This is a genomic window from Paenibacillus sp. Paensp38 (assembly GCF_059491915.1).
In genome coordinates this window covers 4,364,641-4,390,807 of the sequence record NZ_CP168516.1, presented here as the reverse complement: position 1 = coordinate 4,390,807, position 26,167 = coordinate 4,364,641, and the positions used below count along the sequence as shown (strand labels likewise).

The window sequence follows — 26,167 nt, the reverse complement described above, 5'->3', positions numbered from 1 at the left end:
GTATGCTGGGAACATAAGGATTTGAAACATCACATAGATTTATGATTGAAAGGAGCGATTTTACATGGAATGTATAGTACATTTTCGAGTCATGCATCCGGAGGAACCCAAGGAACTTCGCGGGTTGATTATGCTGGAAAGCGGGGGCAAGCCGGGGATTGATCAAATCACGGATATGTTCAAAAATATGGGCTATGATGTCCGCCCAGACAATCCGGAGGAATTGATTTTTAAACCAGTCGATGTCAGAGCCAATTATACATATATCCGGGTTATTGAGCTGGATACGGGTGAGGAAGTCTACCAGGAAGATAGGGATTTGCGCGCGATTTTGGAAACTTTGCTGAATAAACGTTAAACGTTAAAGACCAGGAGAACTAATCGATGAAATGAGATAAAGCGATCCTGTCGCCATTCATAGGAACGGAGAACAATGATGAGATTGTATATTATCCGACACGCAGACCCCGATTACCCCAACAACACCATAACGCCGGAGGGGCATTTGGAAGCCCAGGCACTAGCCAAGCGGCTTTCCAGTCACGGACTGGATCGAATTTATGCCTCTCCTTTGGGGAGGGCTTTGGATACGATGCGCTACACCGCCGACTCTCTGGGTATGACTCATGAAGTAGAACACTGGACGCAGGAGCTGGCTCTAAAGCTGGAGGAAACCCCATACGGCCGTCTTTCCCATTGGGATTTGCCTGGTGAAGTGATCCGTTCCGAGTTGCCCCTGCCGACTCATGACTCTTGGCAGGAGATTTCCTATTATCAGGGAACGCAAAGCCCTGAAACCTTCGAGCGGCTGAAGCTTCATTCCGATGAGTTCCTGAAACGGCAAGGCTTTGAGCGGGTGGAGGGCAGGTACCGGATTCTGAAGCACACTGAAGATCAGGTGGCGGTATTTTGTCATGGCGGCTTCGGGCTGACCTGGCTTGCTCATCTGTTGGAGTTGCCATTGGCCTTGGTCTGGTCCGGTTTTTGGATGCCGCCTAGCTCCGTAACCACGATCTTGTTTGATGAGCGCTCCCAAGAATGGGCAGTTCCCCGTTGCATCGGCTTCGGTGATGTTTCCCATCTGTACGCTGAGGGCTTGCCCGTTAGACCCCGTGGCATTATCACCAATTTCAACTAATTGAATTTTCCATACATGCCAAAACGGCTTAAGACGATAGAGCGTCTTAAGCCGTTTATTGTAGTCATATAAGTGGGTTGAGTCAGCGTGCTTCCACGTACCCTTCCAGCTTGGAAGTGCAATGTGCGCAACGGGTAGCGGCTACAGGAATTTCGGATAGGCAATGTGGACATTCCTTGATCGTTTTTTCCTGAGGAGGTTTTTCTTCCTCTTTGCGTTTCAGCATGTTAATCCCTTTGACCAGCATGAACACACAGAAGGCCACGATCAGAAAGTCCAGCAGGACGTTAATGAACTGACCATAGGCGAGGACCGCGATCCCTGCTTCTTTGGCCTGTGCCAAAGTCTTGCGTGTACCGTCACCATTTAAAGGCTCAGCAGCTTGTAAAGCTACATACAAATCTGGAAAATTCATACCTCCCAGAAGCTTACCAATCGGAGGCATAATAATATCGTTTACCACAGAAGTGACAATTTTGCCAAACGCTCCACCGATGATAACACCGACCGCAAGGTCAATCACGTTACCCCGTACAGCGAATTCCTTAAATTCTTTTATAATACCTTTTCCGCTCATGTGAGTGCTCACCTTCTTTGCATAAAATCATTTATCTATAATACATGCTATGTCAATTGAGGGCAATTCCCAATTGATGTATTGCACTTTGTCACAAAATCACATGTTCATTTGTCTTCTATATGTAAACCAATAATGGAGGCGATGTATCGTGAGTTTAAGATTCAATCACAGAACAGTGAGTCCTAGTACGTTCAAGGCGATGATGGAGATGGAGAAATATATTTCCGGTCGTTTTACAGACAAAGTATTGTACGAACTACTGAAAATTAGAGTATCCCAAATCAATGGATGTTCCTATTGTCTGGATATGCATGCGAAGGATCTGCTCAAGCTGGGGGATTATGCTGACCACATTTTGCAGCTAGCCTTATGGCGGGAGGTTCCTTTGTTCACGGAAAAAGAACGTGTTATGCTTGAATTAGCCGAAGCGGTTACTCGTATCTCAGAACAAGGGGTACCTACAGATTTGTATAATCGGGTCAGAGAGCATTTTACCGAGGAAGAATACGTAGATTTGATAACCGCAGTTAACGTGATTAACAGTTGGAACCGGATTGCAATTGCAACGGGCATGTATCCGGGCATTCTTTAATGAACAGGGGGCTATGCTTTGTCTGGCAAAGAACATAGAATTGAACAAGAATCGGTGGATGTAAGTCTGGAAGAGCTGTATCAGAAATATCGCAAATATTCTTTTGCCATTGCTTATCGCATGCTTGGAACGGTTACAGATGCCGAGGATGTCGTTCAAGACTGCTTTGTCGAGCTGAAGGATAAGCCCCTGGATAATATACACAATCCCAAAGCCTATGTGGCCAAAATGACGATGAATCGGTGCCTGAATCTACTGAACTCTGCACGTAAGCAAAGAGAGACATATGTAGGACAGTGGCTGCCGGAGCCGTTGGGTGAAAGCGCAGATCTCCCTGCGGATTGGTTAGAGCGTAAAGATATGATATCTTACGCTTTTCTGGTTTTGCTGGAGCAGCTAAAGCCGATAGAGCGGGCTGTTTTTGTGCTGAGGGAAGCTTTTCAATATGATTACAAAGATATTGCGGAATTGCTGGGGAAGACGGAGAGCAACTGTCGTCAGTTGTTCAGTCGCTCCCGTCGTATTCTATCTTCCGGAGAATCTGCTCTTGAGGCTCAGTCCAGTCGCAATGTGAATAACTCATCCCGAATAAAACTACTAGAACGTTTTACAACAGCTTTTCTTGCCTACGATGTGACTGCTATGCTGGAACTACTGGCTGAACAACCTGTATTTGTGTCAGATGGCGGAGGTAATGTGCATACGGTGATGAAGCCGATGGTTGTACGCAAAGGTGTTCTTGCCCTGTTGACTTCTCGTCGGGTATTAACCGTTTTACGAGAAAGAGATGTGTTCCATACCGTCATCAATGGCGAGGTCCAGCTGGCATTTCTGGAAGACGGAAAAGTGAGAGAAACCTTATGTCTCATACTGACACCGGACGGGGAGCATATTCAGAATTTTTATTTAATGGTTAATCCAGATAAGCTGGGACACATCCATATAGACGAGGATTTTGCAAAAATCCCATAAGCGACTTCCAATGAATAAGATATAGATCGAAATGGTTTAGTTCGTCTATATCTTGCACTCCGGAGCGACTGGAATCGAATTTTTCAAAATCCTGATAGGACAGAAGAAGCTAGTGTAAAAAATTGAACTGCCCAAACATAAAAAACCTTGATTCCTTGCTTAGGATCAAGGTTTTTTGCTGTTTTCATAACTGCCGGGCTTGATGAAGAGCCAGATCGCCTATCCAGGGAAGCTTGAGCCACTTTCCTTGTCCCGCACGAATTAACAAGATAATCCACAAGGCAAGGCCTGCCAGCGTTAGCAGGGAAGCGAAGAAAGGACCGAGTAGGGGGATGAATCCTACCAGCACATGTCCGATCATGAGGGCTACAAAAAGAAGTATGGATTGCAGTGCGTGAAATAATACGAATCGGCTTTTCTTTTCCAGCATGACAAAGGCCAGCGCGCCAATAAAGGCGAACAAATAGCACAGGACAGCTGCTATATTTTCATCCAATCCTGTGGAAGACTTATAGACTGACATGTCAGGCATATCCTCCTTTATAAAAGATTCAAGCTAAGTCTCCGTACTATACAAGCTATGAGGACAGGATTGAAGGATATGCCCGATCACGGTAAAAAAATTGGCTCTACACAAAGGATAAGCGGTCAAGCGAATGGATATACTCGAATTTGGCGATAACCTTTGGACTGCGCTTCTGTCGCATCGCCCACAAGCTTCGCAGATTCGATGTTCGACTGCAGCCAGACGAGCTTGCAGACTCATTGAACCACTTCCATCTTACGAATTGCCTGATAGTCTTTCCCGAGAATCCGTTTCGGTTCCCGCCAAACGTTTTAGAAACGTATTTCTCCAGTTTAAGGACAATTCTTCCACTTCGAGAATTTGCTTAATACCCTCGATATGATTCTTCTCTTGATGCATAATTCGATTGGCAAATGAAACCGTAATTGCTTTCGGATGGCGATGAAGGAGGAATAGTCCGTCGGCTTTAGAGGCAACTCCCTCTTCCAAAACGCGGAAGTAGAATCCCGTGTGGCCTGTTTGCTGTACCTTCAAGGGCATGTCCGGTACGCCGTACTTGATGGACAACTTGTAGCAAGGCTGTCTCGGTTGGCTAACTTGAACGATAGCTTTGCCAAGCTTAAAGACGTCTCCAATGCAAACGTCGGATTCTAGCAAACCCTTTATCGTTAAATTTTCCCCGAACGCGCCGTAATCGAGCGGTCTCCGCAATTCATTTTCCCAGAACGGATAGTGCTCGTAGGGATAGACGCATACAGCTTTCTCTTTACCCCCGTGATGAATTAGATCGCCCTGCCCATCCCCTTCGAAGTTTAGATAAGATAAATACAAATATTCATCTGTGGCCGACTTGAATATCCCCGTAGAAACGTTCTTCTGATTAAACTGGATCTGCTTGGGCATGCCGACATTAAGTGAAAGGATTTTAATAGATGCCATTCGGATCACCCCTACTCCAAATTTTGGTCAACGAGTTTTGCTAGATGCTTCTATATACCGCGTTCCTGCATATGTTCGCCCGCCTGAAGCGAGAATTTCTATGATGACTACGCCTTATTACATTTCGGTAATTCCTCTTTTGACTCTGTTCGTCCTCGTTTCCATTTTACACTCCTCTATGCGCTATTTGCGAATTTTCGATGAGTCTCCGTTAATGGGATAGAGTCCTTTTTGGGCAACTCATCGTTCCGGGAGCGATTTTTCGTTCGAACATACCCGATCTCGGTAAAAAAATGAATTAGAGAATGTGTATAAAAATACGAAAAAGGCTGAACGAAAAGAATTCGTTCAGCCTTTTAAACGGTTATGCACATGTTTTGCACATGTTGTATACACTTTATCCACCACATATTAATGTTTATCCACAGAAATAACATTATTTATACACAAGTTGTGCACAATCTGTAGATAATATTACGATAATTTATACTTTGCACACAGTTTGTCCACAAACTATCAACATATTGGGTGTAATTGTGGATATACTTTCGTAATTATCGGTCACCAGTTTTTAAATGGCGGCGTGGATGTGTGATTTTACCCATTTTATTCTTGTCATCCTCTTTGGGGATAAGTCGTTCATCGGTACGTCCCTCGTGATGGTTATCAAAGGCATATTCGGTCATTTTCCACTCGGAAGTACCCAAAACTACATCAGCGGGAAAATGCTGGCCTCTGTGCAAATGCTGCTCATGTCCATCCTCATCAATATAAACACCGTCCACTTCTACCTTATCACCCGTTAGTGGGAGTAAATCCTTTCCTTTGCGTTCCATTGGTATCCCCTCCGTCTGGCTTATTCTCCGTTAATTTGTCCGGACGGAGGTTCTTTTATCCACAAGCTGATGCAAAATATCCTCGGCAATTTGGTCTGCGGGATGAGGTTTGCGAAGTAGCTTAATCGCCTGCGTCATCTCTCCAGCAAGAGAGGGGATGGAAATCAGGTCGAGACAATGCTGAATCAGCTCCTCCGTAGTGCGAGCAATCCGAGCAGCTCCTTTTTGCTGCAAATATAGAGCATTATTTAGCTCCTGACCGGGTACGGGCTTGAACACAAGAATAGGCAAACCGGATGCAATGCTTTCTGAGAGTGTAATGCCGCCCGGCTTCGTAATCACCAGATTGCTCGCACGCATAAGTGCTGGAACAAAGTCCACGAATCCATAGGTGTAAATGTCCGGGTAGTCTGCATACAGCGCATCCAATTCTGCCTTCAGTTGCTGGTTACGACCGCAGACGATGAGTAGCCGCAACTGAGGAAGCTGGCTTAATTGCTGACAGATATCCATTATGCCGGATAGCACACCATAGGCGCCAGCCATAATGAGTAGCGTAGTAGTCTCAGCCTGTAGGGGTGGGATTAGCTGTTCTTGAACAGGTGCTTCGTCGGCAGACATGTTATAAAAAGAAGCGTGGATCGGAATGCCCGTCGCGGCAATGCGTTCGATCGGTATTCCCCGCTGGGCAGCTTCCTGCTGCATATCCTCAGTGGCTACATAGTAGCGGTCAATATCGGGATGCAGCCAGCGCCCATGCAGATCGAAATCCGTAACCACGTTGACAATCGGCAAATGCATTCCCATTTTGCGACGTAACGCCGGAAGCGCGAGCTGCGGGAATGTATGTACTACGAGGTCGGGCAACTCCTTTTTCAGTGTGAGCGTAAGTTGACGCATTCCGAATGAATGCAACACATGGCCGAAGGCCGATGTAGCCTGCATACCGCGCGTGATGTTATAGACCCATCCGTAAAGCTGTGGAATGGTTTTGAAGCTTTGCATATATACAAATTTGGTCAGACTGTTCAACCAGGGATGAGATTCAGCCATTAGGTCAAGTAGTCGTACCTCGCAGTGTCCGAGTCTTCGCAAACTGTCCTTAATTGCCCGGGCGGCCTGTACATGGCCTTCCCCGTAACTGGCGTACAATATTAGAATTTTTGGTGGTAAGACTTCCATGATTGTTTAGCCCCCTATATTCAATAAGCACATTGAAGCTCATTTCAGGAACGTTCCAAGTTGAGGGAGGATACGGCTGGCAAAACGTAACGCTCCAGCAGTGTTCGCGGATTTTTCCAACGGCTCACCTTGCTGTCTGCTGTAAATACCGCGACTGCGTTCGCTTCTGGCACAAGATAAATTTGCTGTCCTCCATGTCCGTGTGCACACGCGTAGTTGATGCCGTGGAGTCGTCCTGTCCACCATTGGAATCCGTAATCCCCGAATTCTGGATAGCCTTCGACCTGTCGCTGTGTCGCCTGATGCAGCCAATCGGCCGGTATCAATTCTTTTCCGTTCCAGCTGCCTTGATGAAGGCAGCAGTCGCCGAATTTAGCCATGTCACGCGATGTCAGATATAGCCCGATATGTCCCATGGTGTAGCCCTCTGGATCTTGTGCCCAACCACTTCTCCCAAAACCTAAGGGTTCGAACAGATGCTGGAGAGCGTACGTATAGGCGTCAATCCCACAACAATGGGTCAGTAGCACGGACAGCAAGTGCGAGTCAACACTGCGATATTGGAATACACCGAGTTGATCCTCCTGTACAGGTAAGCGCAGGGCAAAGGACGGCCAGCTTTTGCTGCGATGAAAACGGTGGATAAAAGCTTCTCCGAGCTTTTTGCCTGTCTGCCAATACAAGCCGGATGTCATGGTCAACAGATGGCGAATCGTAATCTGCTCTAGCAGTGTTTCCTTCCGCCTAGGTAAATACTCAGGCAACAGCTTATGTACAGCCGTCTCTGGCCCGGGCATATCACCGCGAGCCATAGCTATGCCGATGAGCGTGGAAGTGAAGCTTTTGGTCGCGGATCGCAAATCGTTCAGAGAGCTTGCTTCATGACCGTTGTAATAGCGTTCCCAGATCAGTTTACCGTGGCGCAGCAGCAGGAAGCTGTGCATTTTAGGAAACTTGGCTTGAACTTCACGGTCTGCCTGATCAAGTAAGGAGGCATTGATGCCCTCCTCTTCACAAGTTCCTATGTTCAGGGCAGACATACGGGCAACAGGTGCAGTGAACAGCGGAGCATAGCGGCTCATCCTTTTCCCTCCTTGTTATGTTTATTTATTTTACCCCAAACACATACACTCCAAAAACCGATAAATAAGGTATACCCTCTGTGCAACAGCTGATGTAGTACCCCAAATGACATGATGCGTAAAAGATAGGTAAAATCAATGTAAATTTACTGGAAAGCTGAAAGCTGTATCTGAATATGTTATAATGGGGTAGTGATTCAGCCAAAAGAAAATCGGTTAATACAAGTGTCAGGTACATGCCTGCCTAAGGCGTTCCCGACCTAAGCTGCAATTAGACATACTACTTCACTGCATAAGGACATCAATACTTTTCGGCATTCTCTTCAACGGAGCACTTATTTTCAACGTTTTGGGAGGGAGTTACATGGCAACGAAAGGTCACAATGAAGTAAAGGAAAGTCTGCGGGAAATGACTCGAATTTTCCGGCCTAAGGATCCCAAAAAATTTGTAAAGGAATATGTGCGAAAATACCGGATTACAGGAGGGTATGAGGAAGAGTTGACCATGGTGGTGGAAAACGAACTCGGTCGCATAAATTCTTCAGTATCTTAAAGGGTTCGATTACCCGAAAAACTAGAAATACGACTTTTATAAACCGTCTATCCACAGAGGAGACGGTTTTTTTGTGTCTGCCCTGCATACAATGGGATAGGTTTAGTGTATTTGTATGCTCAAAGGAGGCGGATTCCAATAGAGATAGCGATACGAACACCGGAGGAAATCGGCTACATGAGGGAGGCCGGGCGTATTTTAGCAGATTGTCATCGTACGCTGGAAAGTCGTATTCTTCCGGGAATCACAACGCTTGAAATCGACGCTTGGGTGGAGCAGTTTTTAAACAAGCGCGGAGCCACGCCTGAACAAAAGGGCTATAAAGGTTTCCCTTATGCCACCTGCGCTTCGGTCAATGAGGTGGTGTGCCATGGTTTTCCCTCGGAGCGGGTGCTTCATGATGGGGATATTGTGACCATCGACATTGTGGTTAACAAGGACGGTTGGCTGGCTGACCGAGGATGGACCTATGCGGTAGGTAACATTAGCCGCCCGGTAGCGAGACTGTTGCGGCAGACCCATAAGGCACTGATGCGCGGTATAGAGGTTGCCCGCCCGGGGAGGACATTGGGGGATATCGGGCATGCTGTGGAAAAAGCGGCAGGCTGGCGGCGGTTCGGCAACGTCAAGCCTCTGATCGGGCATGGCATTGGCCGCCAAATGCATGAGCCGCCAGAGGTTCTACACTACGGTCGTCCCAAAACGGGATTACCCCTGCGCGAAGGGATGGTGATTACCATCGAACCGGTATTTACCCTAGGAACCGAGGGGGCCGTGCTCTGGGGGGACGATGGCTGGACCATCAGCACAGCAGACGGCAGTTGGGGAGCCCAATACGAGCACACGATTGCGATTACAAAGAACGGCCCTTATATTTTGACCTCGTAAAAGCGAGTTGTGCCATAGGGAGTCAATGTGCGGGTCCTTTGCATAAGGCTCTCTAGGTAAGTTTTTTTCAGGATGATGCATTCATCGGAAACAGCCATCACAATTCCCGCCACTTTGCCGTCCAGTCCTGGAAAAAAGCAGATACAGAGAATAAGCGCGAGAATTGCAAAGCTACAGAAAACAGCCTACCGATAAAGATAGGTTTGGTAGCATCACGATAATACGTATGGACGAGCTGAATGTCATCCATGCCGTTCGGTGCTTGTTAATAATAAGTCCCTGATATATGTTACGGACAGCTACCCATATGTATAGTAAAGTAAGAACCTGAAATACGTTCTTGGTAGGTTCGATCAATTCGGGGACACACCAAATACATATTGAAAGACCAGATTGCCTACGGGCGTCAACCCGATACTCCAGCCTATGATCAATACAGCTACAGCCACGAACGTACATAAAATGAAACAATTTTATTCAAGTCGAATCCTTCAGGAATGAATGAATAGCAGTGAACATTTTTATTATAGATCAAGATTCGGATCGTCGGTATATGGAAAGTATAATATTGGAAACTAGGAGTGGAACTCACATGATCATCAGGGAAGCAACGATATCAGATGCCGAGGGCATCGCCAAGGTGCACGTAGATTGCTGGAGGACGACGTACAAAGAAATAATGCCTGCCCAGGTTCTGGAACAGCTTTCCTATGAGCAAAGAACAAAACTGTGGAATGCGAATCTATCCAGTGAAGACGGTCATCGGGTATATGTTGCTGAAAATGAGAAGGGGGAAATCATCGGATTTGTGAGTGGGGGTCCGGAAAAGTCAGGTGAATATCCCCCGTATGGGGGAGAAATAACGGCAATTTACGTTTTGAGTGAATACCATAGTTTAGGCTTGGGGAAGAGACTATTTTTACGTCTGCTTCAACATTTCAATAGTATGGATATTCACTCTGTGATCGTATGGGTGCTAGCAGATAATCCAGCATGTACCTTTTATGAAAGGTTGGGAGCCAAACTTATAGTAGAACAACATATTATAAGTTTGGGTGGCAAAAATCTGAACATGGTGGCTTACGGTTGGATACTATTCGGATAGAATACGCTTTTGTCCTTCCAAGGCACGAATGGGTGCGATATTTTGCGTAAATTCCAACGTTCCCAGATAGCGGCCCTCTGCATCACGGATGGCAAAATAACGAATGTAGACAAATTTATCCTTGATTGGAATCCAAAAATCTTCAACATCCTTGCGGCCTGCCTTAAAATCTTCCAGCAGCTTCTCAACGACATGCACGCTTTGGGGTGGGTGGCAATTCTGTACGGTACGACCAATGACGGCTTTCGTGCGCGCGAAGATTCGTTCCTTACCATGGGAAAAATAGCGAACAACATCATTTTCATCGATAAAGGTCAGGTCAACAGGTAGATGGTTCAACAGCAGTTCCAATTGTTGTACGGATACAATCCCTGTCTCGAATCGCACGAAGCCTTGCGGTGTTCCTGATGTGCCTTCCGTTTGCTCAAGGGCTTCTGCAGGCTCCTCTGCCCGTTCGGGTATCCATTCGCGTTCGGGGGCGGTCAGGCAGAATCCAATTTCCTCGCTTTCCCGGGCTATTTTCAGCCATTCATCCTCTGTCAGCTTACTGAGTGCCATCGGCAGCAAAATATTCTCTTCCTTGAATATCATTTCATTTACTTCACTCATGATATGGGCAAGCGCCTTCCCAATCTGTTCACGATCCCCGTTATATTCGGCGAGCAGACTCTTCGCTTCCTTAATCGCGGCACGAATGCCGTCGTCCACACCCCACATGACTTTGGTCGGGCCAAAAATTCCATAGCGTTCTAGATAAGGAAAGACCAAGTTTTCTTTACGACTGTAGTGCTTGTCGAGATCCATTAGCAGACTTAAATCCTCAAGCAGCTTGTAAATAACCTTGGGACTGTCCTCCTTTTGAAATTGCTCTGCATGCAATGCCAACTTAAAGTTGACCAGTCGTTCGATCTCCCGATTTTCCAGCTTGAATGTGTGAACAGGATGTCCCGGTTGTTCCTCCGGTCCTGAAGGACGGTGAATATCCTCAATGGAGCCCTTGAAGATCGAAGTATGCACGGAACAGAGCCGCTGAACTTCCGATACGGGAATTCCCTCCTCGGTCATCAGTGCGTGCTCCATAGCTGAAATTTCCGCCACACTTACTCCGCCAACAGCCTCTGCAAAACGCGCTTTCACCTCTTCGACGCTTTTCCCGGCATGTAATTCTTTTATAATTTCCTTCAGTGTTCGTTGACGTTCTGTTAATTCCTGTGCTGTATGTTCACGGTTGTTAATTAGCTCGCTCATGATCGTTAGCTCCTTTATTTTTGAATGGTAAAACCATGTTGCAAAAACGTGCGTTCCACGGTTTCCATAGCTACTTTTTTCAATGCAATACCTTTGGACAATGTCATAAAACGACCTGCGGTTTGTAACATGCCAGGCTTGGCGATATCATGAAAACCCAGCTCTACCATAATGTCCTTCACTTCGGGATAACGGTTAACAAGGTTAAAAATCGGTTCATCCCAGTGCAGTATCTTATCCATTTGTTCATCCCCTTGATTGAGAACGTTTATCATTTACAGAGTATCATAGGTCCTGACGAGCTATTGTGATTGTACGCACAATTTACATTCAGGTATTGACAGTTGTAATTCATGGTTTATATACTGTGTATAAAGATATATACAGTAATAACACTGATTACTTTAATAATAACTTCGTATGAAGAGAGAACGAGGTCGTCATTACAGGCAGTGCAGAAGGGATCAGGATAAGAAAATGACAATCATCAAGCAGGCATGGAAGATTACCCGGCAGGATTTTCGCAACAATCCATATGTTATGCTGTGGACATTGCTGTTTATTGCGTATTTGGGATTTACCATGAGTTTTGCTGTAAGTGTGCATTGGGATGAACGTGGAAACTTGAGTCCGGTAGCCGATTTTATCATGCTGGTGTTGATTCCGTTTCTCGGATACATTTATAACCGCCGTGCATTTAAATATCTTCAGGAAGATTCCTATACGCATATGCTAGCCTTTTTCCGCACCTTGCCTATACCGATGAATGCGGTGATTATGAGTCGAATTCAACAGGCGCTTTTGGCGTTTGTTGTGAATAGTGTGATATTTTTCACTCTCTTGTTTACGTTGTCAGCTACGTTTCGGGTATATGCCAGTACAGGTTTCTTTGTATCGTTTGCACTTACCTGGATAGGCTACGGAATGCTGATTCAAGCCATTTATATTCATTTGGAATTTCTTAAAAAAGGTAAATCCTACTTTTGGCTATCCATTGTCATCATGCTAATTTGTGGGATAGTTACGATTATAGTTCGAGTATGTGGGGCCAATCTGGTATCGATAACGGCATTTTACAGCAAGGAATGGCAGCTGTTGTCTCCGGTGATGTGGGGAGCGCTGCTGGCAGGAGCTCTGGGTATGTGGATGTCCTACAGGGTGACACAGCGTAAGCTTATGAAACGGGATTTAACTTAGCGGTATGTGTACAAAGATAGATAAAAAGGGGGGAGAAGCAGGTGAATATACCAGTGCAAATTGATGAGAATAGCGCGGAACCGCTGTATGCGCAGATTGAAAAGCAACTTCGCTCACTCATCGTAACCGGACAGATTGCAGCGGGAACGCTGCTTCCCTCCATTCGGGAGTTCGCAGGGACGCTCCGCTGCAGCGTCATCACCGTCCGGCGGGTCTATCAGGATTTGGAGAACGAAGGCTTGCTTCGTACCCGGCAGGGAACGGGCACCTTCGTAGCTCTGGTCGAAGACGATAAGCGCTCAGGTTACCGCCTTAAAGCAGTGACCGAGGCGTTGGAAACGGCGATTGACACAGGCATCGCTGTACAGATGACAGAACAGGAATTGTTGGAGCTTTTCGCAGAAATGGTGAAGAGAAGGTATGAAGTCCAAGTGAAGGAGTGACGCCCGTGAAAAACGATGTAAACCATCATGTGGAAGTTCCTATGGGGATACAGATAAAAACACCCATTATTGAGATGAGCCAAGTCTATAAAACTCGAGGTAACCGGGAAATTGGACCGATTAATCTAACCATTGAACCGGGATATGTAGTCGCTTTGGCTGGACATAACGGATCGGGCAAAAGTACATTGATTCATCTGCTGACTCAGCTTATCCACCCGGATTCCGGTGAAATACGTTGGTTCGGTCAAGCGTATCCGGACGGCATGCCGGCAGATACACGACAATGGGTTGGGTATATGTCAGAGCAGCCGACCCGTGAGGAAGATCGACTCACAGCAGAAGCAGCAGCGGCGTTTCGAGCCTTGTGGTATCCCGGCTGGGATGAAACACGTTTTCAGCGTCTGATGGAACGATTTCAGGTTCCGCAGCATACGAAATTATCGCGCATGTCCAAGGGAGAGCGCCGTAAGTTTGAACTGGCTGCAGCCTTGGCGCCTCACCCTCGTTTGTTGCTGCTGGATGAGCCTTCGTCGGGTTTAGACCCTTTTGCCTGGAAAATCATGCTGGAGGAACTGCGGGATTGTATGGAGAACGGCAAAACGACGGTCATTATTGCCACTCATATCATAGACGAGATTAAGCGTTTGGCGGATTATATTGTCCTGATGCATGATGGCAGGCTGCTCGGCAAGCTGGAAAAAGACCATTTGCTCGAAAATAGCAAAGAAATGTGGTTTGAAGGCACACCGGAGGAGGCATCGGAACTTCCGGGTGTTGTAGAGATGGAGAGCGAAGGCGGATTGCAGCGAATTGTAACGTTGGCAGCCGGAGAGACCAGCGCCATCTTGGAACAAGCGGGCATCCGCCCCATCCGTGTGCGGCGTTTGGAACTGGATGATATTTTAGTACATTGGTCTGCGGGACAACTATCAGAAGATGCGGAGACATACACGCAGAAAAAAGGAGCGGAGTAATCATGAACATGCTGGAATTGAAAGAGGTCGTGAAGCAATATGGGAACCACACGGCGGTGAACGGAATTTCGCTGAATGTGAACGGTGGGGAGATTTACGGACTACTGGGAGGCAATGGAGCAGGCAAAACGACAACGATGCGCATGGTGCTCGGTCTGATTTACCCTGATGGAGGTAACATTCAATATGAGGGCAAGCCCTACAGCAAGGAGCTTCAGCGGACGATGGGCTATTTGCCCGAGGAGCGAGGGTTGTACCCCAAGGTGAAGGTGAGCGAGCAAATTAACTATTTGGGCAGGTTGCGCGGAATGTCGGCTAAGGAGGCGGACAAAAGTCTACGCTACTGGCTGGAGCGCTTTGGGGTGCCCGAATATTACGACAAGCGGATTGAGGAGCTATCCAAGGGAAATCAGCAGAAAATGGGCTTTATTGCCGCCGTTGTGCATCGCCCGACGCTGCTCATTTTGGATGAGGCCTTTAGTGGGCTTGATCCGGTAAACGTTGAATTGCTTAAGGATACGGTGAAAGAGCTGCGGGACGATGGGGCTGCGATTTTATTCTCGACCCACCGCATGGAGCATGTGGAGGAACTGTGCCGCCATATTACGATTTTGCATCGCTCAAATACAGTTGTGCAGGGAAGTGTGCAGGAGATTAAGGGCCGTTACCCGCGTGAAAAAGTTCGTCTCATCACTACAGGTGAAGTGAACGGACTGGAACAGCTGCCCGGCGTGCGCCGTGTAGAGCCTATGGATCGCGGCTGGATGCTGCATATTGAGCAGCCGAATGCGGCGAAGTTGGTATTACAAACGGCGTTGGAGCAAACGGATGTAGAGCATTTTGAGATCAAGGAACCTACGCTGAACGAGATTTTTATAAGAGAGGTGGGTGATTCCCATGAATAGACTGGGTACGGTAATCGGTTTTACGTTTCGTCAGAAGGCGAGAACCAAATCTTTTATCATTACAACGCTGGTACTGGCCTTGCTCATTACGCTTGGTATGAATCTGCCATATTTGATTTCTTTGTTTAAAGCAGATGGGACAGGAGGTTCGGGCACGACGGCAGCCGAGCATCATCGCTTGGGACTGATTGCCGGGAGCCGGATAGAAGTGGCGAATCAACTGGATAAATTCACCAAGGAGCAATCCAACCCGGCAGCCATCTGGAAGCGTTATGACAACGTACAAACACCAGCCATGCAGCAAGCCTTGAAAAATGGGGAGCTGCAAGGTTACGTACAGTTCACGGAGCCTACCGACAAGGGAGACACGTTTCCTAAAGTGGAATATGTCTCTGTAGAAAAAGAGCCATCTCCTGCTGTAATTACATTGTTGCAGACGGGACTTCAGGAAGCTAAGGTCAAAGCCATTATGGGCGGCAATGCATTGACCAGTGATCAAATTCGTGAGATTAGCACACCTGTAATAGTGGACAGCAGGGAAGTAGACGGTTCGTCTGAGGCAGGGGGAGCTGTGGGGACAGAGGAAAAAGAGACCTCTATGATTAACTATGGTTTGGTCTATGTACTGATGATTTTATTCTTCACCTCCTCCATGATGACGGGGAATATGATTGCTGCAGAGGTGACATCGGAAAAAAGCTCACGTATCATGGAGATTCTCATCACAAGTGTCTCACCGTTGACCCAGATGTTCGGAAAAATTATCGGCATTTTCCTGGTCGGCCTGCTGCAAATTGCTGTCTTTGCAGCCGCTGTATGTGCCAACCTTATGCTGCCGCATAATAATGTCATTCTTAGCTCAGCCGGGCTGGATCTGTCGCAACTGAATATCGCGGTGTTGGGTTATGGTCTGGTATTCTACATCCTCGGCTACTTTCTCTACGCAGTACTGTTCGCCGCGGTGGGCTCCATTGTTAGCCGTACCGAGGAGTTGGGACAGGCGATCATGCCGATTACCGTGCTGTCACTAGCAGCCTTTTATATCGGTATCTTCAATATCGCCGCATCTGATACGATTTTCGTAAAGGTTGCCGGGTACATCCCATTTTTCTCGCCAACCGTCATGCTGTTGCGGATTGGTCTGGAACGGGCGAGCCTGCTGGAAATCTGGCTGTCACTTGGTATTCTGGTCGCCTCCATTTTGATGTTCGGTTGGCTGGCCGCCAAGATCTACCGTACGGGTGTCTTAATGTATGGTAAACGTCCTTCGTTCAAAGAGTTAAGAAAAGCTATGAAGGCTTACAAGATTTAAATTTTTAGCAATACATGTGAGTGTGTGGTGTCATAATTAATGAGAATGTATTCATAATTAATGAGAAAAAAATTTCATAATTGATGAGAAATGAATATTTATACACTAGTATACATCGGTGGAGTTATTGTATGGTGTCCGAATATAAGAAGATGGCGAAGAAATAAACTATTTGAGGGGAATGATTTAAAATGACAAAAGAAAAGGATTAGTACTGTAAAAATAAAGTAATAGACTGGAGTCGTTGACTTAACAACGTTTTCGAATTGAAGAACCGTCAACTTTTGAGAAATAAGTTTTAGACTAATCCATTAAATGAAACAGCGGCAGAACAAGACCTGATAAATAAGGTCTTAGACTGCCGCTGTTGTTGTTAAACTAACGTTTCCCGTTAGTCTAACATTACATATTTAACTATTTATAAAGTTTTTTAAATCATTTTCTATAAAGTGATTTGGTTTCCATCCTTTTATTAGCTTATCTACTAAAAATGTATCTACCGCACTCAATGAAATTCCTAATAAAGTGCCAGCACCTGAGCCACCTACTGTATTAAGTAAACCTGCACCTGTAAACAGCCCAACCTGATTGTTTTAGATGGTAATTTCTCAGCCCAAGTATTTGCATTATTAGCATTAAAGTATTCCTGTATTAAATTAGCTTCTGGGGGTAAATCACCAATAAACTCCTTGAATTTTCTACTATTTTCATATATAGATATATACTCTGAAAAAGTCTTTTCCCCGGAATTCAAAACTCCTCTAACATTTCCAGTTTTCAGTACAAAATTATTAAATGTTTCTATACTATTACTTCCACTAACGATTTTGTTATAAAGGGAATCAAATCTGTTCGCAATTAAGATAGAAGATGATGGGCTTAATTGGAAATCCGATGAGTGCTTTGACCATACTTCAAAGCTAGAAAAAGTCGAAAAATAACTTCCTAGAAATGAGAGAGGGTCAATTATCTCTTTACTAATATTATGTTCTAATTCATATCTTTTTAAAAGAGCATCATCTTCATCCATTGAGGTAAACATTATTTCTGTTTTATCATCGTGGTGGAAAGTTCTAGTAACTGGTACAACCCAGAAATAAACTAATTCAATATTTTCTTTATGTTCTTCTAAAAATGGAATAAATTCAGCGGGATGGACTTGTGAAAACAAACGATTTAACAGATTCTCATTGACGATTATTTTTACCTTATCATAAAAAATTGCTTTCTCTGCTATTGTCCCTAAATCGCAATCACTAGAAACACATATACTTCCAAACATTACAGCAACCTCCATATAATCCACATGGTATAATCTACCATTACTAATCTGCTGCATTAATTCAAGTACATTTATTCACAATCCATATAGTAATTTTAACATAAAGACTCAATAATAAATCACTCCCCCCTTATGAGGGATCAATATTTTTTACAATGCTACAACCATACTAGTTATTGAAATCTCATGGTTAACCTATCTGTCCGTTAGCTTAATGAAGCATCGTCAGTCTCTCTATTTTCTCAGTCTACAACTTTATTTGCTGAGTCTAACACTTTATTTTTTAGTCTAGAACGTTATTTTCTCCTGACAATTAAAATGCGCTGATGTTATTGAGTATTGTGGTACTACTGATTCTTTGGGATGGCTAATGAGTACAACAGGTTCAATACTAAAAGAAGCCAGGAGAATGATGGGCTCGGAGTCTTAAGTAGGATAAGAAAGTAAATAATATGTAATTTCTCCGAATAGGTAGGTTCAATTGCGAACCTACCTTTTTTCATTGAATACAGTTATAGCTATTTCTATAAATAAAAAAATTATTTGTATTATGCGACATAAGGACAATTTATTTTTAAATATATCTTTTAAGAAAATCTAATATAAACGTATTATTTATATCAGATTCATTTAAGTATAAACTGCTACTTATAAGCCTAACTTTACGCAAATGCAATAATTAGAAAGGAGATAGGGCTGAATTGTGAAGAGGTTTTTCGTCTTTTTAAAAATGAGATCTACGCTAAATGCTTCTCTTAACTCATTTTAATTTAGTTACCAAAATACCTTCTACAGTTCGGTCGCTTACTCATCTGAAAAATTCATTACACATCAAAACTTAATTAACGCGAAAAACATAACTTATTTGGAGGAATATCATTGAAAATCAAAGTGCTGATTCAATTTCTTATTTATTTATGTCTATATTGTAATGATTGAAGTACACTCTGGTTATTAACTATAAGGAGCAAAAAAATAAAACATAAGAATGTGAGAAAGATTAATTTTTTAGTTTTGCTATCTCTCTCATTCATACTACCTTGGTATCTGAAAATCTTATTCATCTTACCTTGCTTAAAAATAACAGTGTATATGCTCTGAATAAAAATGGTTCCCTGTATCTTTGTTACATACAACTTGATTAGGAAGACTTCGTGGAGCCTCTATGAACGATGCATGTCTCAAGATGAATGGTCTCATTCCGTCGATCCGGCTGCTCCAATCGAGCCAACAAGGACTCAACGACGCGTGTACCGAGTCCGTACGGATAAGTATGTACGGTCGTGAGCGGAGGATCGATAATCTTGGCATTAGCAATATCGTCAAAACCTGTTACTTCGATTTGTCCAGGAACATCGATGTGCAACTCCTTTAGCGCACGAATAACCGAAATTCCAATATCATCGTTGGCACAAACAAATGCTGTCGGAAGCTTTGGAAGCTGCTTCAACTGTTCAAGCATCCACTCAACAGATAGATAAGGATTGTTGTCCTCAAGCTTGATGCTGAACGTCTCTCCAGATGAAGCGCGATGCATCCGGAGGGCTTGATCGTAACCAAGCCAACGCTCATAGAAGCTTCGACAGTGATTGTGGTCTCCGATAAATCCAATCTCCGAATGGCCGCGTCCAATGAGAGAACGAGTAAGATTGTATGTCGTGCGGTGATTCTCCATCAAGAGGATGTCGAATTTGTGTGGAGAGTTCAACGACTCTGGCAAAAAATCGATAAATACCGTTGGAATGCCCGTGTTTAGAATAGTTTCAATATAGGCTTCTTGGAAGATCTCAATACAAACAATTCCGTTCACATTTGATTGGTTAATATTGGAGGGCAGTGTGCATGAATGGATATCCTCAGGATTGACAAGAGATAAGATCAGATTAAAGCCTTCAGCGCGCAGGGAGGTTTCCATTCCTTTAATCGTTTCAGAGTAGAAGCTGATGGCGTTAATGTCCCCTCGTGTAAGAAGAGCAATATTGCCTCCATTCATAAAACTGTAGTTTTTGTATTTCATCTCCGCTGCTTTTTGGATTACTCTCTTTTTTGTGCCCTCTGGAATTTGCGGATGGTTGTTGAGGGCTTTGGATATGGTATTTCGAGACAGCCCCATTGCATCCGCGATGTCTTGAACCGTTACTTTCTCAGCCATAATAAGCTCCTTTTTATCCTGCTTCATAAAATCTTAAATGATAAACAAAAATTTATTCAAATGTAAATGTGAATGTGGTTTTTAGCTTGAAAAAAATTCTTTGATCTTGCATACTGCTAATAAACATTCCCCTCTTATACTACACTACTCTTTGCCTTTTTTGTAGTAAGAGTTAGATAAAAAAGATTCTATACTATTAGGATAAATCGGTGTTCTTCTAAGAAAAGAAAGAGAGCTAGACCCCTTCTCGTGAGGGTTTGCTATCAAGGAAATATATAAACTTAAACAAGTAACAGAGTGAGTAGGATTTTCATTGCTTTTTATTTTTGAAAGCGCTATACTTTTGGCTATATAAATTAATGTTTATAAATATTGATTATAAATGTAAACTTTATGAACAATTAAATGCACAAGTATAAGTATTTTGAGGGTAAGGATGGAGGTAAACTAAAATGAGCTCTGTATAACCGGCTGTGATTTTATTGAGCTTTTCCGCCGGATAGCCAAATTACAGATTCGCTACACAACTCCTAAGACGGGGTCGAAAATTACAAACACTGAGTATTCTGCGGCGGGTCTTGCCGTTCCCGTTGGCTGGGAAACCGATGTCAATGCAGCAGTTTATAGCGAGATTTAAATGGGGTGCTGCGTAAGGATTCCTACTGCTTGTAATATATCGTAGGTACGGGGGGGCGGTGTTAGTGTTTATTCGGAAGGTGAAATTATACATATACTTGTATATCCGAAGAGTGGACAAATGCTGACCAGACGGCATTCTGAAGATGAATTCGTTAACATAGGGACGCCTTGAAGGCCATTGAAGCCAGATGAGAAAAAGGACCACGAGCTGCCGTTGAACCATATCGCATTAGATATGGAAGCCTTCTATATTGCTGGTCCATAAACCCGTGTCATTTTACTTTTGTCAACTCACAAAATTTTTTGGGCGGCGTTATGCAGCTGCTGCTGATTTTCCCGCTGAACCGGTAGGTTGTGCTCCGGAACCTGAACGGTTATTTCAATTTAAGTGCCATCTTGGAGCATAAGGATGAGTATAGTGTTCCACCGGGCTCGGATATTATTGAAAATTAACAAAAAGGGAAAGAGAGAGGGGAGTCGGAGTTTGAACATTCCCAATAGTCTCGTTCAAATCCTAAAATAGAAATCACAAGTTCAAGCTCTATATATTTTATAACAAATTTAATATGCTATTCCGGCCAGTTACTGTGCTGTAACTGGCCGCCTTCTACTTTTTTGGTAGAAGATGATTATTCCGTAGAGTAGAAATGGAGGGTAATCGATGAAAAAGAAATTCAAAGCTGTGCTGCACATCCTCATGGTGATGGCTATTATTATGACTTCATCTGGAGTTTACGCCGCTAGTCCTGATACCGGCTGGGCTGCACGGGCGGTAGATAACACAGGAAAATCGGAAAAGGAGGGTCTTTCTATTTTTGAAAACGTTATAAATCTAAATACAAATTTGACAGGATGGCAGGTAAAAGGAAATGGCAAGTGGGGAGATGCCGCAGAAGGGCTCCTGCTGACATCTGATCCGCAGGAGGACGTGATGGCCATCTCAGAAACAATAGCAGATGATTTCCTGTATGAAGCCGATGTTATGATCAAGGATATGCAAGCGGATGCTTCTTTGCTCTTCCGTTCCAATGAAGACGGATTGAATTCGTATATGCTTCAAATTGCACCGCAGTCCGGTATTATCCGTTTAAAAGATGCGGGCAGTGGAGCAGGTAAATTAAATGAAGAGCATCCGGTTTCGCTCAAGAAAGGGGAGATCTATCATCTCAAGGTAAAAGCTGAAGGGGCCTCGCTGAAAGTATATTGGGGAACTCAATATAAGCCTGTGATTGATGTTCAAGACAGTTCATACCGATCTGGCCGCCTTGGACTTCACGTCTGGGATGGGTCAGCCTTGTTCCAAAACATAACCGTTAGCGATCTGAAAGGGAATCTGGGTTTGGTACTTGTGAAAAAAGGACAGTGGCAGCCTGACCTCAGCGGCCAAAAAGGAACGTCTGTGAACCAGAGCAAGGCTCAGCAAATCTATAGTAGGCAAGCTGCTGACTTTGTATATGAAGGAACAATCGTTTTCCGCTCCGATGCTGCTGCCGCTCTAGCTTTCCGGTCCTCTACCGATGGAACACGTGGATATGAAGCTACTCTGGTGAAGGAAGGAGAGCAGGTCCGCGTATCGCTGACGAAAGCGGATGGAACTGCAATTGCAGGCTCAGAGCGACCTTATCCGAGCTTAGCGGGGGCGAAGCATTATATGGAAGTAAAGGCAATGGGTAACCGGATTCAAGTTTTCGTGGACGGTTATACTCCACCAGCAATCGATGTAACGGATCATTCGTATTCAACAGGAAACGCTGGTCTTGTTGTGAAAAAGGGAAGCGCTTACTTTCAGGATGCTTATGTCACGGAGTCTAATAATTATTATACTGAAACCTATCGTCCCCAGTATCATTATACACCGATCCGTGGGTACGCCAGTGACCCGAACGGGTTGGTCTATTTCGAAGGTGAATACCATCTTTTCCATCAGGATGGAGGCACATGGGCCCATGCCGTCAGCAAGGATATGCTGAGCTGGAAACGTCTGCCGATTGCACTTCCGTGGAATGATTACGGGCATATCTGGTCCGGATCTGCTGTGGCGGATGTAACGAATACTTCAGGCTTATTTACGGATTTGGGCGGCAAAGGTCTGATCGCCTATTATACTTCCTATAACCCAGATGGTCCTAATGGCAACCAGCGCATTGGCCTTGCTTACAGCAAGGATCAGGGGCGTACGTGGCATTATGCCAAGAATCGTCCGATCGTGGTTGAGAACCCCGGCAAGAACGGGGAAGAACCGGGGGGATGGGATTTCCGCGACCCTAAGGTGATTCGCGATGACGAGCATAATCGCTGGGTCATGGTAGTGTCCGGTGGTGATCATATCCGGTTCTTTACATCGGCTAATTTGCTGGACTGGACGTTGACCGACAATTGGGGTTATGGAGATTATGTTCGTGGCGGTGTGTGGGAATGCCCTGACCTGTTCCCACTGGTCGTGCAGGAAACGTCAGAGAAGAAGTGGGTTCTCATGATCAGTACAGGGGCGAATTCGGCAACAGGAGGATCGGATTCTGAATATTTTGTGGGAAGTCTGACTGCAGAGGGGAAATTCGTAAATGACAATCCGGCAGGAAAGGTGCTGAGAACGGATTTTGGCAAGGAGTATTATGCATCCATGTCTTTCTCGGACATGACGGATGGGCGCAGAGTGATGTTGGCGTGGATGTCCAACTGGGATTATCCGTTCGCTTTTCCGACTTCGGGCTGGAAGGGGGGACTGACTGTTCCGAGAGAGGTTGCTCTGGTCATGACCCCCGACGGACTCCGTCTCGCCCAGGGTCCGATCAAGGAGATGGAACATCTGCGCAGCAGGCTGTTCTCTGTAACTGACAAGATGATCAATCCATCTTCTCCAAACCTGCTGAAGGGACTTGTTTCTGGAGCATATGAGATTGAAGCCGAACTGGAGATTCCGGCTGGAAGTAACGTAACAGAGTTTGGTTTTAATCTACGTGAAGGTGCGAATCAGAAGACTGTGGTGGGTTATAAGCCAGGCGAAAGTAAATTGTTCGTGGATCGCTCTGCTTCCGGAGCTACGGATTTCTCCAATCTGTTTACCACAAGACATGAAACGGGGATGAAAGCCGAGAACAAGCGGATCCAGATGCGGATTTTGGTGGATGAATCCTCTGTTGAGGTCTTCGCTAATGGAGGCAAGGTGGTTTTCTCCGAGGTCATATTTCCTGATCCGGCCAGTAGGGAGATGAGCTTCTATAATCAGGGTGGCAATGTGAAGATTGTTTCTCTGTCGGTAAACAAGCTTGGATCAGTGTGGAATTCGGATAACGATTCGCCACTACGGATTGCAATGGACACGGGTGACCGTGAACTAGGGATAGGGCAAAGCGAAACGCTGCGGGCGGCAGTGGAGAATGGGTCTGGCAATGGTGTTCACCCGCTGGAGTGGAAATCCAGTAATGCCAAGGTGGTAGGCATAAAGGGAGCCGGCGCTTCTCAGGCAACTCTTATGGCCAAAAAAGAGGGCGAGTCCGTCATTACTGTATCCACCCCGAATGGAAAGGCATCCGCCAGCCTTCTTGTAAAAGTCTCTGGCGGCGAGTTTCATACCAGTCTCAGCGGCTGGACCCCAGATCCGTCAATGGCTTCATGGGTACTCAGCAAGGATGGAATTCGTGGAAGGTACTCAAGCGACGCGAATTATATGGCCCAGGAGCAGGCTGGGGATTTTACTTATGAAGCTGAACTGAAGCTTGGCACGTCCGGCGGGGCTGGTTCACTTCTGTTCCGTGCAAGCGAGGATGGGCACAGCGGCTACTACCTGAATCTAGATCCTAACATGAAGTCTATTCGCCTGTTCTACAAAATAGATGGACGATTCGAGGAACGACAGGTTCTGGCGAAAGTCCCGGCCTTCATCCAGCGAGGCCAAACCTATAAAATAAAGATTCAAGCGGAAGGCCCGCATATCGTGGTACATATGGGAGGACTGAAAATAATGGATCTGAAGGATGGGACCTTTGCCGAAGGTCATTTCGGACTTCATGTCTTTGGCGGCTCTGTCTCTTATCAGAATGTAAATGTGACAGGAGGGAAACCGGCCAAGTTGAGGGTATCAAGCCTCGTGAACGTAGCATTCCAAAAATCCATATATACAGCCCGCCTGGCAAATGGCGAAGCAGTTAGTGTACAGGATGCAAATGAAGCCTCGGATCAAAAATGGGTGTTTGTGCCGACCGGAGATGATGCAGGTTCCTATTCCATCCGAACGACCTCCGGACAGGCGCTGGATCTGGACGCGGAGCGCAATAAAATTCAGCTCTATTCTTATTTGGGCTACAATAATCAGCGGTGGATTGTCCACAAAAATAGGGATGGTTCGGTTGTCATTATCTCAGTTTATCATAATAGGGCTTTGACCATATCCGAGGATGGTTCAAAGCTTACGTTAGAGACTCCTCCAACGGATGAAATGCGACGAAATAGGTGGAAAGTAAGCTCTGATTTTTAGTTCTATCCTGTAGAAAAGCCCCTTCGCTTGGCGTAGAGGGGCTTTTGGCAAAAGGCGGATTTGTTATTGTGTTCATGCAGCTTCAGCTTACTTCTGTCAGGTTAGGAAAATCAATTTCTTGCTGGTCAGGAAAGCGTCGAGCTTCTTTCGCTTTTCGTATCGCCAGCGAGTGATAGAGACTGAGTGATAGAGACATATGAACAAGACCCGTTGAGATGTCCATGCTGCAAGCACCAGATGTTGCTTGTGGTGATTTGGCATGCCGATTTGGACGGATTTATTATTATGTGCAACGAGAATATAAAAAATCAAAAGAAATGGTGAATAATAAATGATGATAAACCACGAGGCCAAGGGAACGAATAGGATAAAATGAAATGGATTTGTAGGAGCCAAGGGAAAAGAGCTTTAGGTATGGATAGACTTTGTGTGGAATGTGGGACGGAATCGAATAAACCAAACATAACTTAACGATGGGGGCATTATTAATGAATATGGATGATGAGAAATTACTGTAGTGCTTTCAGAATGAGACTTTTCCCCTTGTAAGAAACAATTTTTAGACAGGGGAATGATGTACTTTGAAAATTTCAGATCGAGTATTAAGGCTTTATCTAAATCACATTTGCTTGGATTTGTGGCGGGGGCCTTACGGCGGTAAAAAGCACTATGACTAAGACGAAAGCCTCCAAGTGGGGAGTATTATTCTTCTGATGACCATACCTTTGATTATCAGGACAAAGCTAACCCTCAGGACCATCCGGCAATTTTAAGTCACTTTATCGATTGGGAGTGGTTTTTCTTAGGTTGTGGGAACGATAGAGTCAATGGTTCTTCGGTCTTTGATGAAAGTGTTGAGTTCATTATTTTAGAGTTATAACAAATGGGTAAAAAGAAGCCCATTATCGTCGATACCTTTATGGAACCAGCATTTTTAAGAGGAATTTCTGCCTACAACCAGGTTTTCTTTATGTTTGCCGAAGATGGACTAATTCGATCAGAGTATTTAGATCGAGATCACCTGAGAGGCATGGAGGATTTATTTCCTGTTTTATTTGATCCACAATGTACAAGAAGTGAAACACTAAATACAGTTGTTAAAGCTTCAAATCACTACCTACAATAAGCACAGCAATGTGAATTAA

At 44.9% G+C, this 26,167-nt stretch carries 24 protein-coding genes; 14 read left to right on the top strand and 10 right to left on the bottom strand.

What is annotated here, in order from left to right; translation table 11 throughout:
- Positions 1 to 64 precede the first annotated feature (64 nt).
- Positions 65 to 358 (top strand): hypothetical protein, encoded by a 294-nt coding sequence (locus ACEN8J_RS19415; RefSeq protein ID WP_029515949.1) that lies wholly within the window; start codon positions 65 to 67, stop codon positions 356 to 358.
- Between the two features lie 78 nt (positions 359 to 436).
- Positions 437 to 1,138, top strand: a complete 702-nt coding sequence (locus ACEN8J_RS19410; RefSeq protein WP_029515948.1) for a histidine phosphatase family protein — start codon at positions 437 to 439, stop codon at positions 1,136 to 1,138.
- 82 nt (positions 1,139 to 1,220) lie between these two features.
- Here ACEN8J_RS19410 and mscL read toward each other — a convergent pair whose 3' ends face one another.
- Complete coding sequence (gene mscL, locus ACEN8J_RS19405; protein WP_039270406.1) at positions 1,221 to 1,715, bottom strand: large conductance mechanosensitive channel protein MscL; 495 nt, start codon at positions 1,713 to 1,715, stop codon at positions 1,221 to 1,223.
- 151 nt (positions 1,716 to 1,866) lie between these two features.
- On the opposite strand from mscL, the gene ACEN8J_RS19400 reads away from it, so the two are divergent.
- Positions 1,867 to 2,310: a carboxymuconolactone decarboxylase family protein gene (locus ACEN8J_RS19400; RefSeq protein WP_039270408.1), complete on the top strand. Its 444-nt coding sequence runs from the start codon at positions 1,867 to 1,869 to the stop codon at positions 2,308 to 2,310.
- 18 nt (positions 2,311 to 2,328) lie between these two features.
- Positions 2,329 to 3,282, top strand: a complete 954-nt coding sequence (locus tag ACEN8J_RS19395) for a sigma-70 family RNA polymerase sigma factor (RefSeq protein WP_165148148.1) — start codon at positions 2,329 to 2,331, stop codon at positions 3,280 to 3,282.
- Between the two features lie 184 nt (positions 3,283 to 3,466).
- Here ACEN8J_RS19395 and ACEN8J_RS19390 read toward each other — a convergent pair whose 3' ends face one another.
- The 5 genes from ACEN8J_RS19390 to ACEN8J_RS19370 form a co-directional block, all read right to left on the bottom strand.
- A complete protein-coding gene (locus ACEN8J_RS19390) occupies positions 3,467 to 3,805 on the bottom strand; it encodes a DUF4870 domain-containing protein (RefSeq protein WP_029515944.1) in 339 nt (112 codons plus the stop codon).
- 258 nt (positions 3,806 to 4,063) lie between these two features.
- A complete protein-coding gene (locus ACEN8J_RS19385; RefSeq protein ID WP_495593863.1) occupies positions 4,064 to 4,747 on the bottom strand; it encodes an MOSC domain-containing protein in 684 nt (227 codons plus the stop codon).
- Between the two features lie 554 nt (positions 4,748 to 5,301).
- On the bottom strand, positions 5,302 to 5,583 hold the full coding sequence (locus ACEN8J_RS19380) for a hypothetical protein (protein ID WP_029515942.1): 282 nt from the start codon (positions 5,581 to 5,583) through the stop codon (positions 5,302 to 5,304).
- Positions 5,584 to 5,613: 30 nt separating this feature from the next.
- Positions 5,614 to 6,765 carry an MGDG synthase family glycosyltransferase gene (locus ACEN8J_RS19375; RefSeq protein ID WP_029515941.1) on the bottom strand — a complete coding sequence of 384 codons (1,152 nt, stop codon included), beginning with the start codon at positions 6,763 to 6,765 and terminating at the stop codon, positions 5,614 to 5,616.
- A 44-nt stretch (positions 6,766 to 6,809) separates the two neighbouring features.
- Positions 6,810 to 7,847 (bottom strand): serine hydrolase domain-containing protein, encoded by a 1,038-nt coding sequence (locus ACEN8J_RS19370; protein ID WP_029515940.1) that lies wholly within the window; start codon positions 7,845 to 7,847, stop codon positions 6,810 to 6,812.
- A gap of 364 nt (positions 7,848 to 8,211) precedes the next feature.
- Between ACEN8J_RS19370 and ACEN8J_RS19365 the strand changes: the two genes are divergently transcribed.
- The 3 genes from ACEN8J_RS19365 (at position 8,212) to ACEN8J_RS19355 (ending at position 10,393) form a co-directional block, all read left to right on the top strand.
- Complete coding sequence (locus tag ACEN8J_RS19365) at positions 8,212 to 8,400, top strand: hypothetical protein (RefSeq protein WP_007428354.1); 189 nt, start codon at positions 8,212 to 8,214, stop codon at positions 8,398 to 8,400.
- 105 nt (positions 8,401 to 8,505) lie between these two features.
- A complete protein-coding gene (gene map, locus ACEN8J_RS19360) occupies positions 8,506 to 9,288 on the top strand; it encodes a type I methionyl aminopeptidase (protein WP_080658580.1) in 783 nt (260 codons plus the stop codon).
- A gap of 592 nt (positions 9,289 to 9,880) precedes the next feature.
- Positions 9,881 to 10,393 (top strand): GNAT family N-acetyltransferase, encoded by a 513-nt coding sequence (locus ACEN8J_RS19355; protein ID WP_165148151.1) that lies wholly within the window; start codon positions 9,881 to 9,883, stop codon positions 10,391 to 10,393.
- Here the strand turns inward: ACEN8J_RS19355 and ACEN8J_RS19350 are convergent.
- The gene (locus ACEN8J_RS19350; RefSeq protein WP_029515937.1) at positions 10,382 to 11,641 is read right to left on the bottom strand and encodes a DUF438 domain-containing protein; all 1,260 of its coding nucleotides are present in this window, start codon (positions 11,639 to 11,641) and stop codon (positions 10,382 to 10,384) included. The genes ACEN8J_RS19355 and ACEN8J_RS19350 overlap by 12 nt on opposite strands.
- Before the next feature lie 14 nt (positions 11,642 to 11,655).
- Positions 11,656 to 11,883 carry a DUF1858 domain-containing protein gene (locus tag ACEN8J_RS19345; RefSeq protein WP_029515936.1) on the bottom strand — a complete coding sequence of 76 codons (228 nt, stop codon included), beginning with the start codon at positions 11,881 to 11,883 and terminating at the stop codon, positions 11,656 to 11,658.
- 235 nt (positions 11,884 to 12,118) lie between these two features.
- On the opposite strand from ACEN8J_RS19345, the gene ACEN8J_RS19340 reads away from it, so the two are divergent.
- Genes ACEN8J_RS19340 through ACEN8J_RS19320 form a run of 5 tightly spaced genes read left to right on the top strand, consistent with a single transcriptional unit; the run spans position 12,119 to position 16,475 of the window.
- On the top strand, positions 12,119 to 12,838 hold the full coding sequence (locus ACEN8J_RS19340) for a hypothetical protein (protein ID WP_029515935.1): 720 nt from the start codon (positions 12,119 to 12,121) through the stop codon (positions 12,836 to 12,838).
- Positions 12,839 to 12,879: 41 nt separating this feature from the next.
- Positions 12,880 to 13,281 carry a GntR family transcriptional regulator gene (locus ACEN8J_RS19335; protein ID WP_039270421.1) on the top strand — a complete coding sequence of 134 codons (402 nt, stop codon included), beginning with the start codon at positions 12,880 to 12,882 and terminating at the stop codon, positions 13,279 to 13,281.
- Positions 13,282 to 13,322: 41 nt separating this feature from the next.
- A complete protein-coding gene (locus ACEN8J_RS19330) occupies positions 13,323 to 14,258 on the top strand; it encodes an ATP-binding cassette domain-containing protein (RefSeq protein WP_185156356.1) in 936 nt (311 codons plus the stop codon).
- A gap of 2 nt (positions 14,259 to 14,260) precedes the next feature.
- A complete protein-coding gene (locus ACEN8J_RS19325) occupies positions 14,261 to 15,163 on the top strand; it encodes an ABC transporter ATP-binding protein (RefSeq protein WP_029515932.1) in 903 nt (300 codons plus the stop codon).
- Positions 15,156 to 16,475 carry an ABC transporter permease gene (locus ACEN8J_RS19320; RefSeq protein ID WP_495593862.1) on the top strand — a complete coding sequence of 440 codons (1,320 nt, stop codon included), beginning with the start codon at positions 15,156 to 15,158 and terminating at the stop codon, positions 16,473 to 16,475. Before ACEN8J_RS19325 ends, ACEN8J_RS19320 begins: the two co-directional genes overlap by 8 nt.
- Positions 16,476 to 17,019: 544 nt before the next feature.
- Here the strand turns inward: ACEN8J_RS19320 and ACEN8J_RS19315 are convergent.
- Both ACEN8J_RS19315 and ACEN8J_RS19310 read right to left on the bottom strand, forming a co-directional pair.
- Positions 17,020 to 17,757, bottom strand: a complete 738-nt coding sequence (locus ACEN8J_RS19315; RefSeq protein WP_495593861.1) for a hypothetical protein — start codon at positions 17,755 to 17,757, stop codon at positions 17,020 to 17,022.
- Between the two features lie 1,141 nt (positions 17,758 to 18,898).
- Positions 18,899 to 19,909: a LacI family DNA-binding transcriptional regulator gene (locus ACEN8J_RS19310; protein WP_029515929.1), complete on the bottom strand. Its 1,011-nt coding sequence runs from the start codon at positions 19,907 to 19,909 to the stop codon at positions 18,899 to 18,901.
- A gap of 1,300 nt (positions 19,910 to 21,209) precedes the next feature.
- Here ACEN8J_RS19310 and ACEN8J_RS19305 point away from each other — a divergent pair.
- Entirely contained in the window at positions 21,210 to 25,022 is a 3,813-nt protein-coding gene (locus ACEN8J_RS19305) for a GH32 C-terminal domain-containing protein (RefSeq protein WP_495593859.1), read from the top strand.
- Between the two features lie 883 nt (positions 25,023 to 25,905).
- Positions 25,906 to 26,148 carry a hypothetical protein gene (locus ACEN8J_RS19300; RefSeq protein ID WP_340954082.1) on the top strand — a complete coding sequence of 81 codons (243 nt, stop codon included), beginning with the start codon at positions 25,906 to 25,908 and terminating at the stop codon, positions 26,146 to 26,148.
- The last annotated feature ends 19 nt before the right edge of the window (positions 26,149 to 26,167 follow it).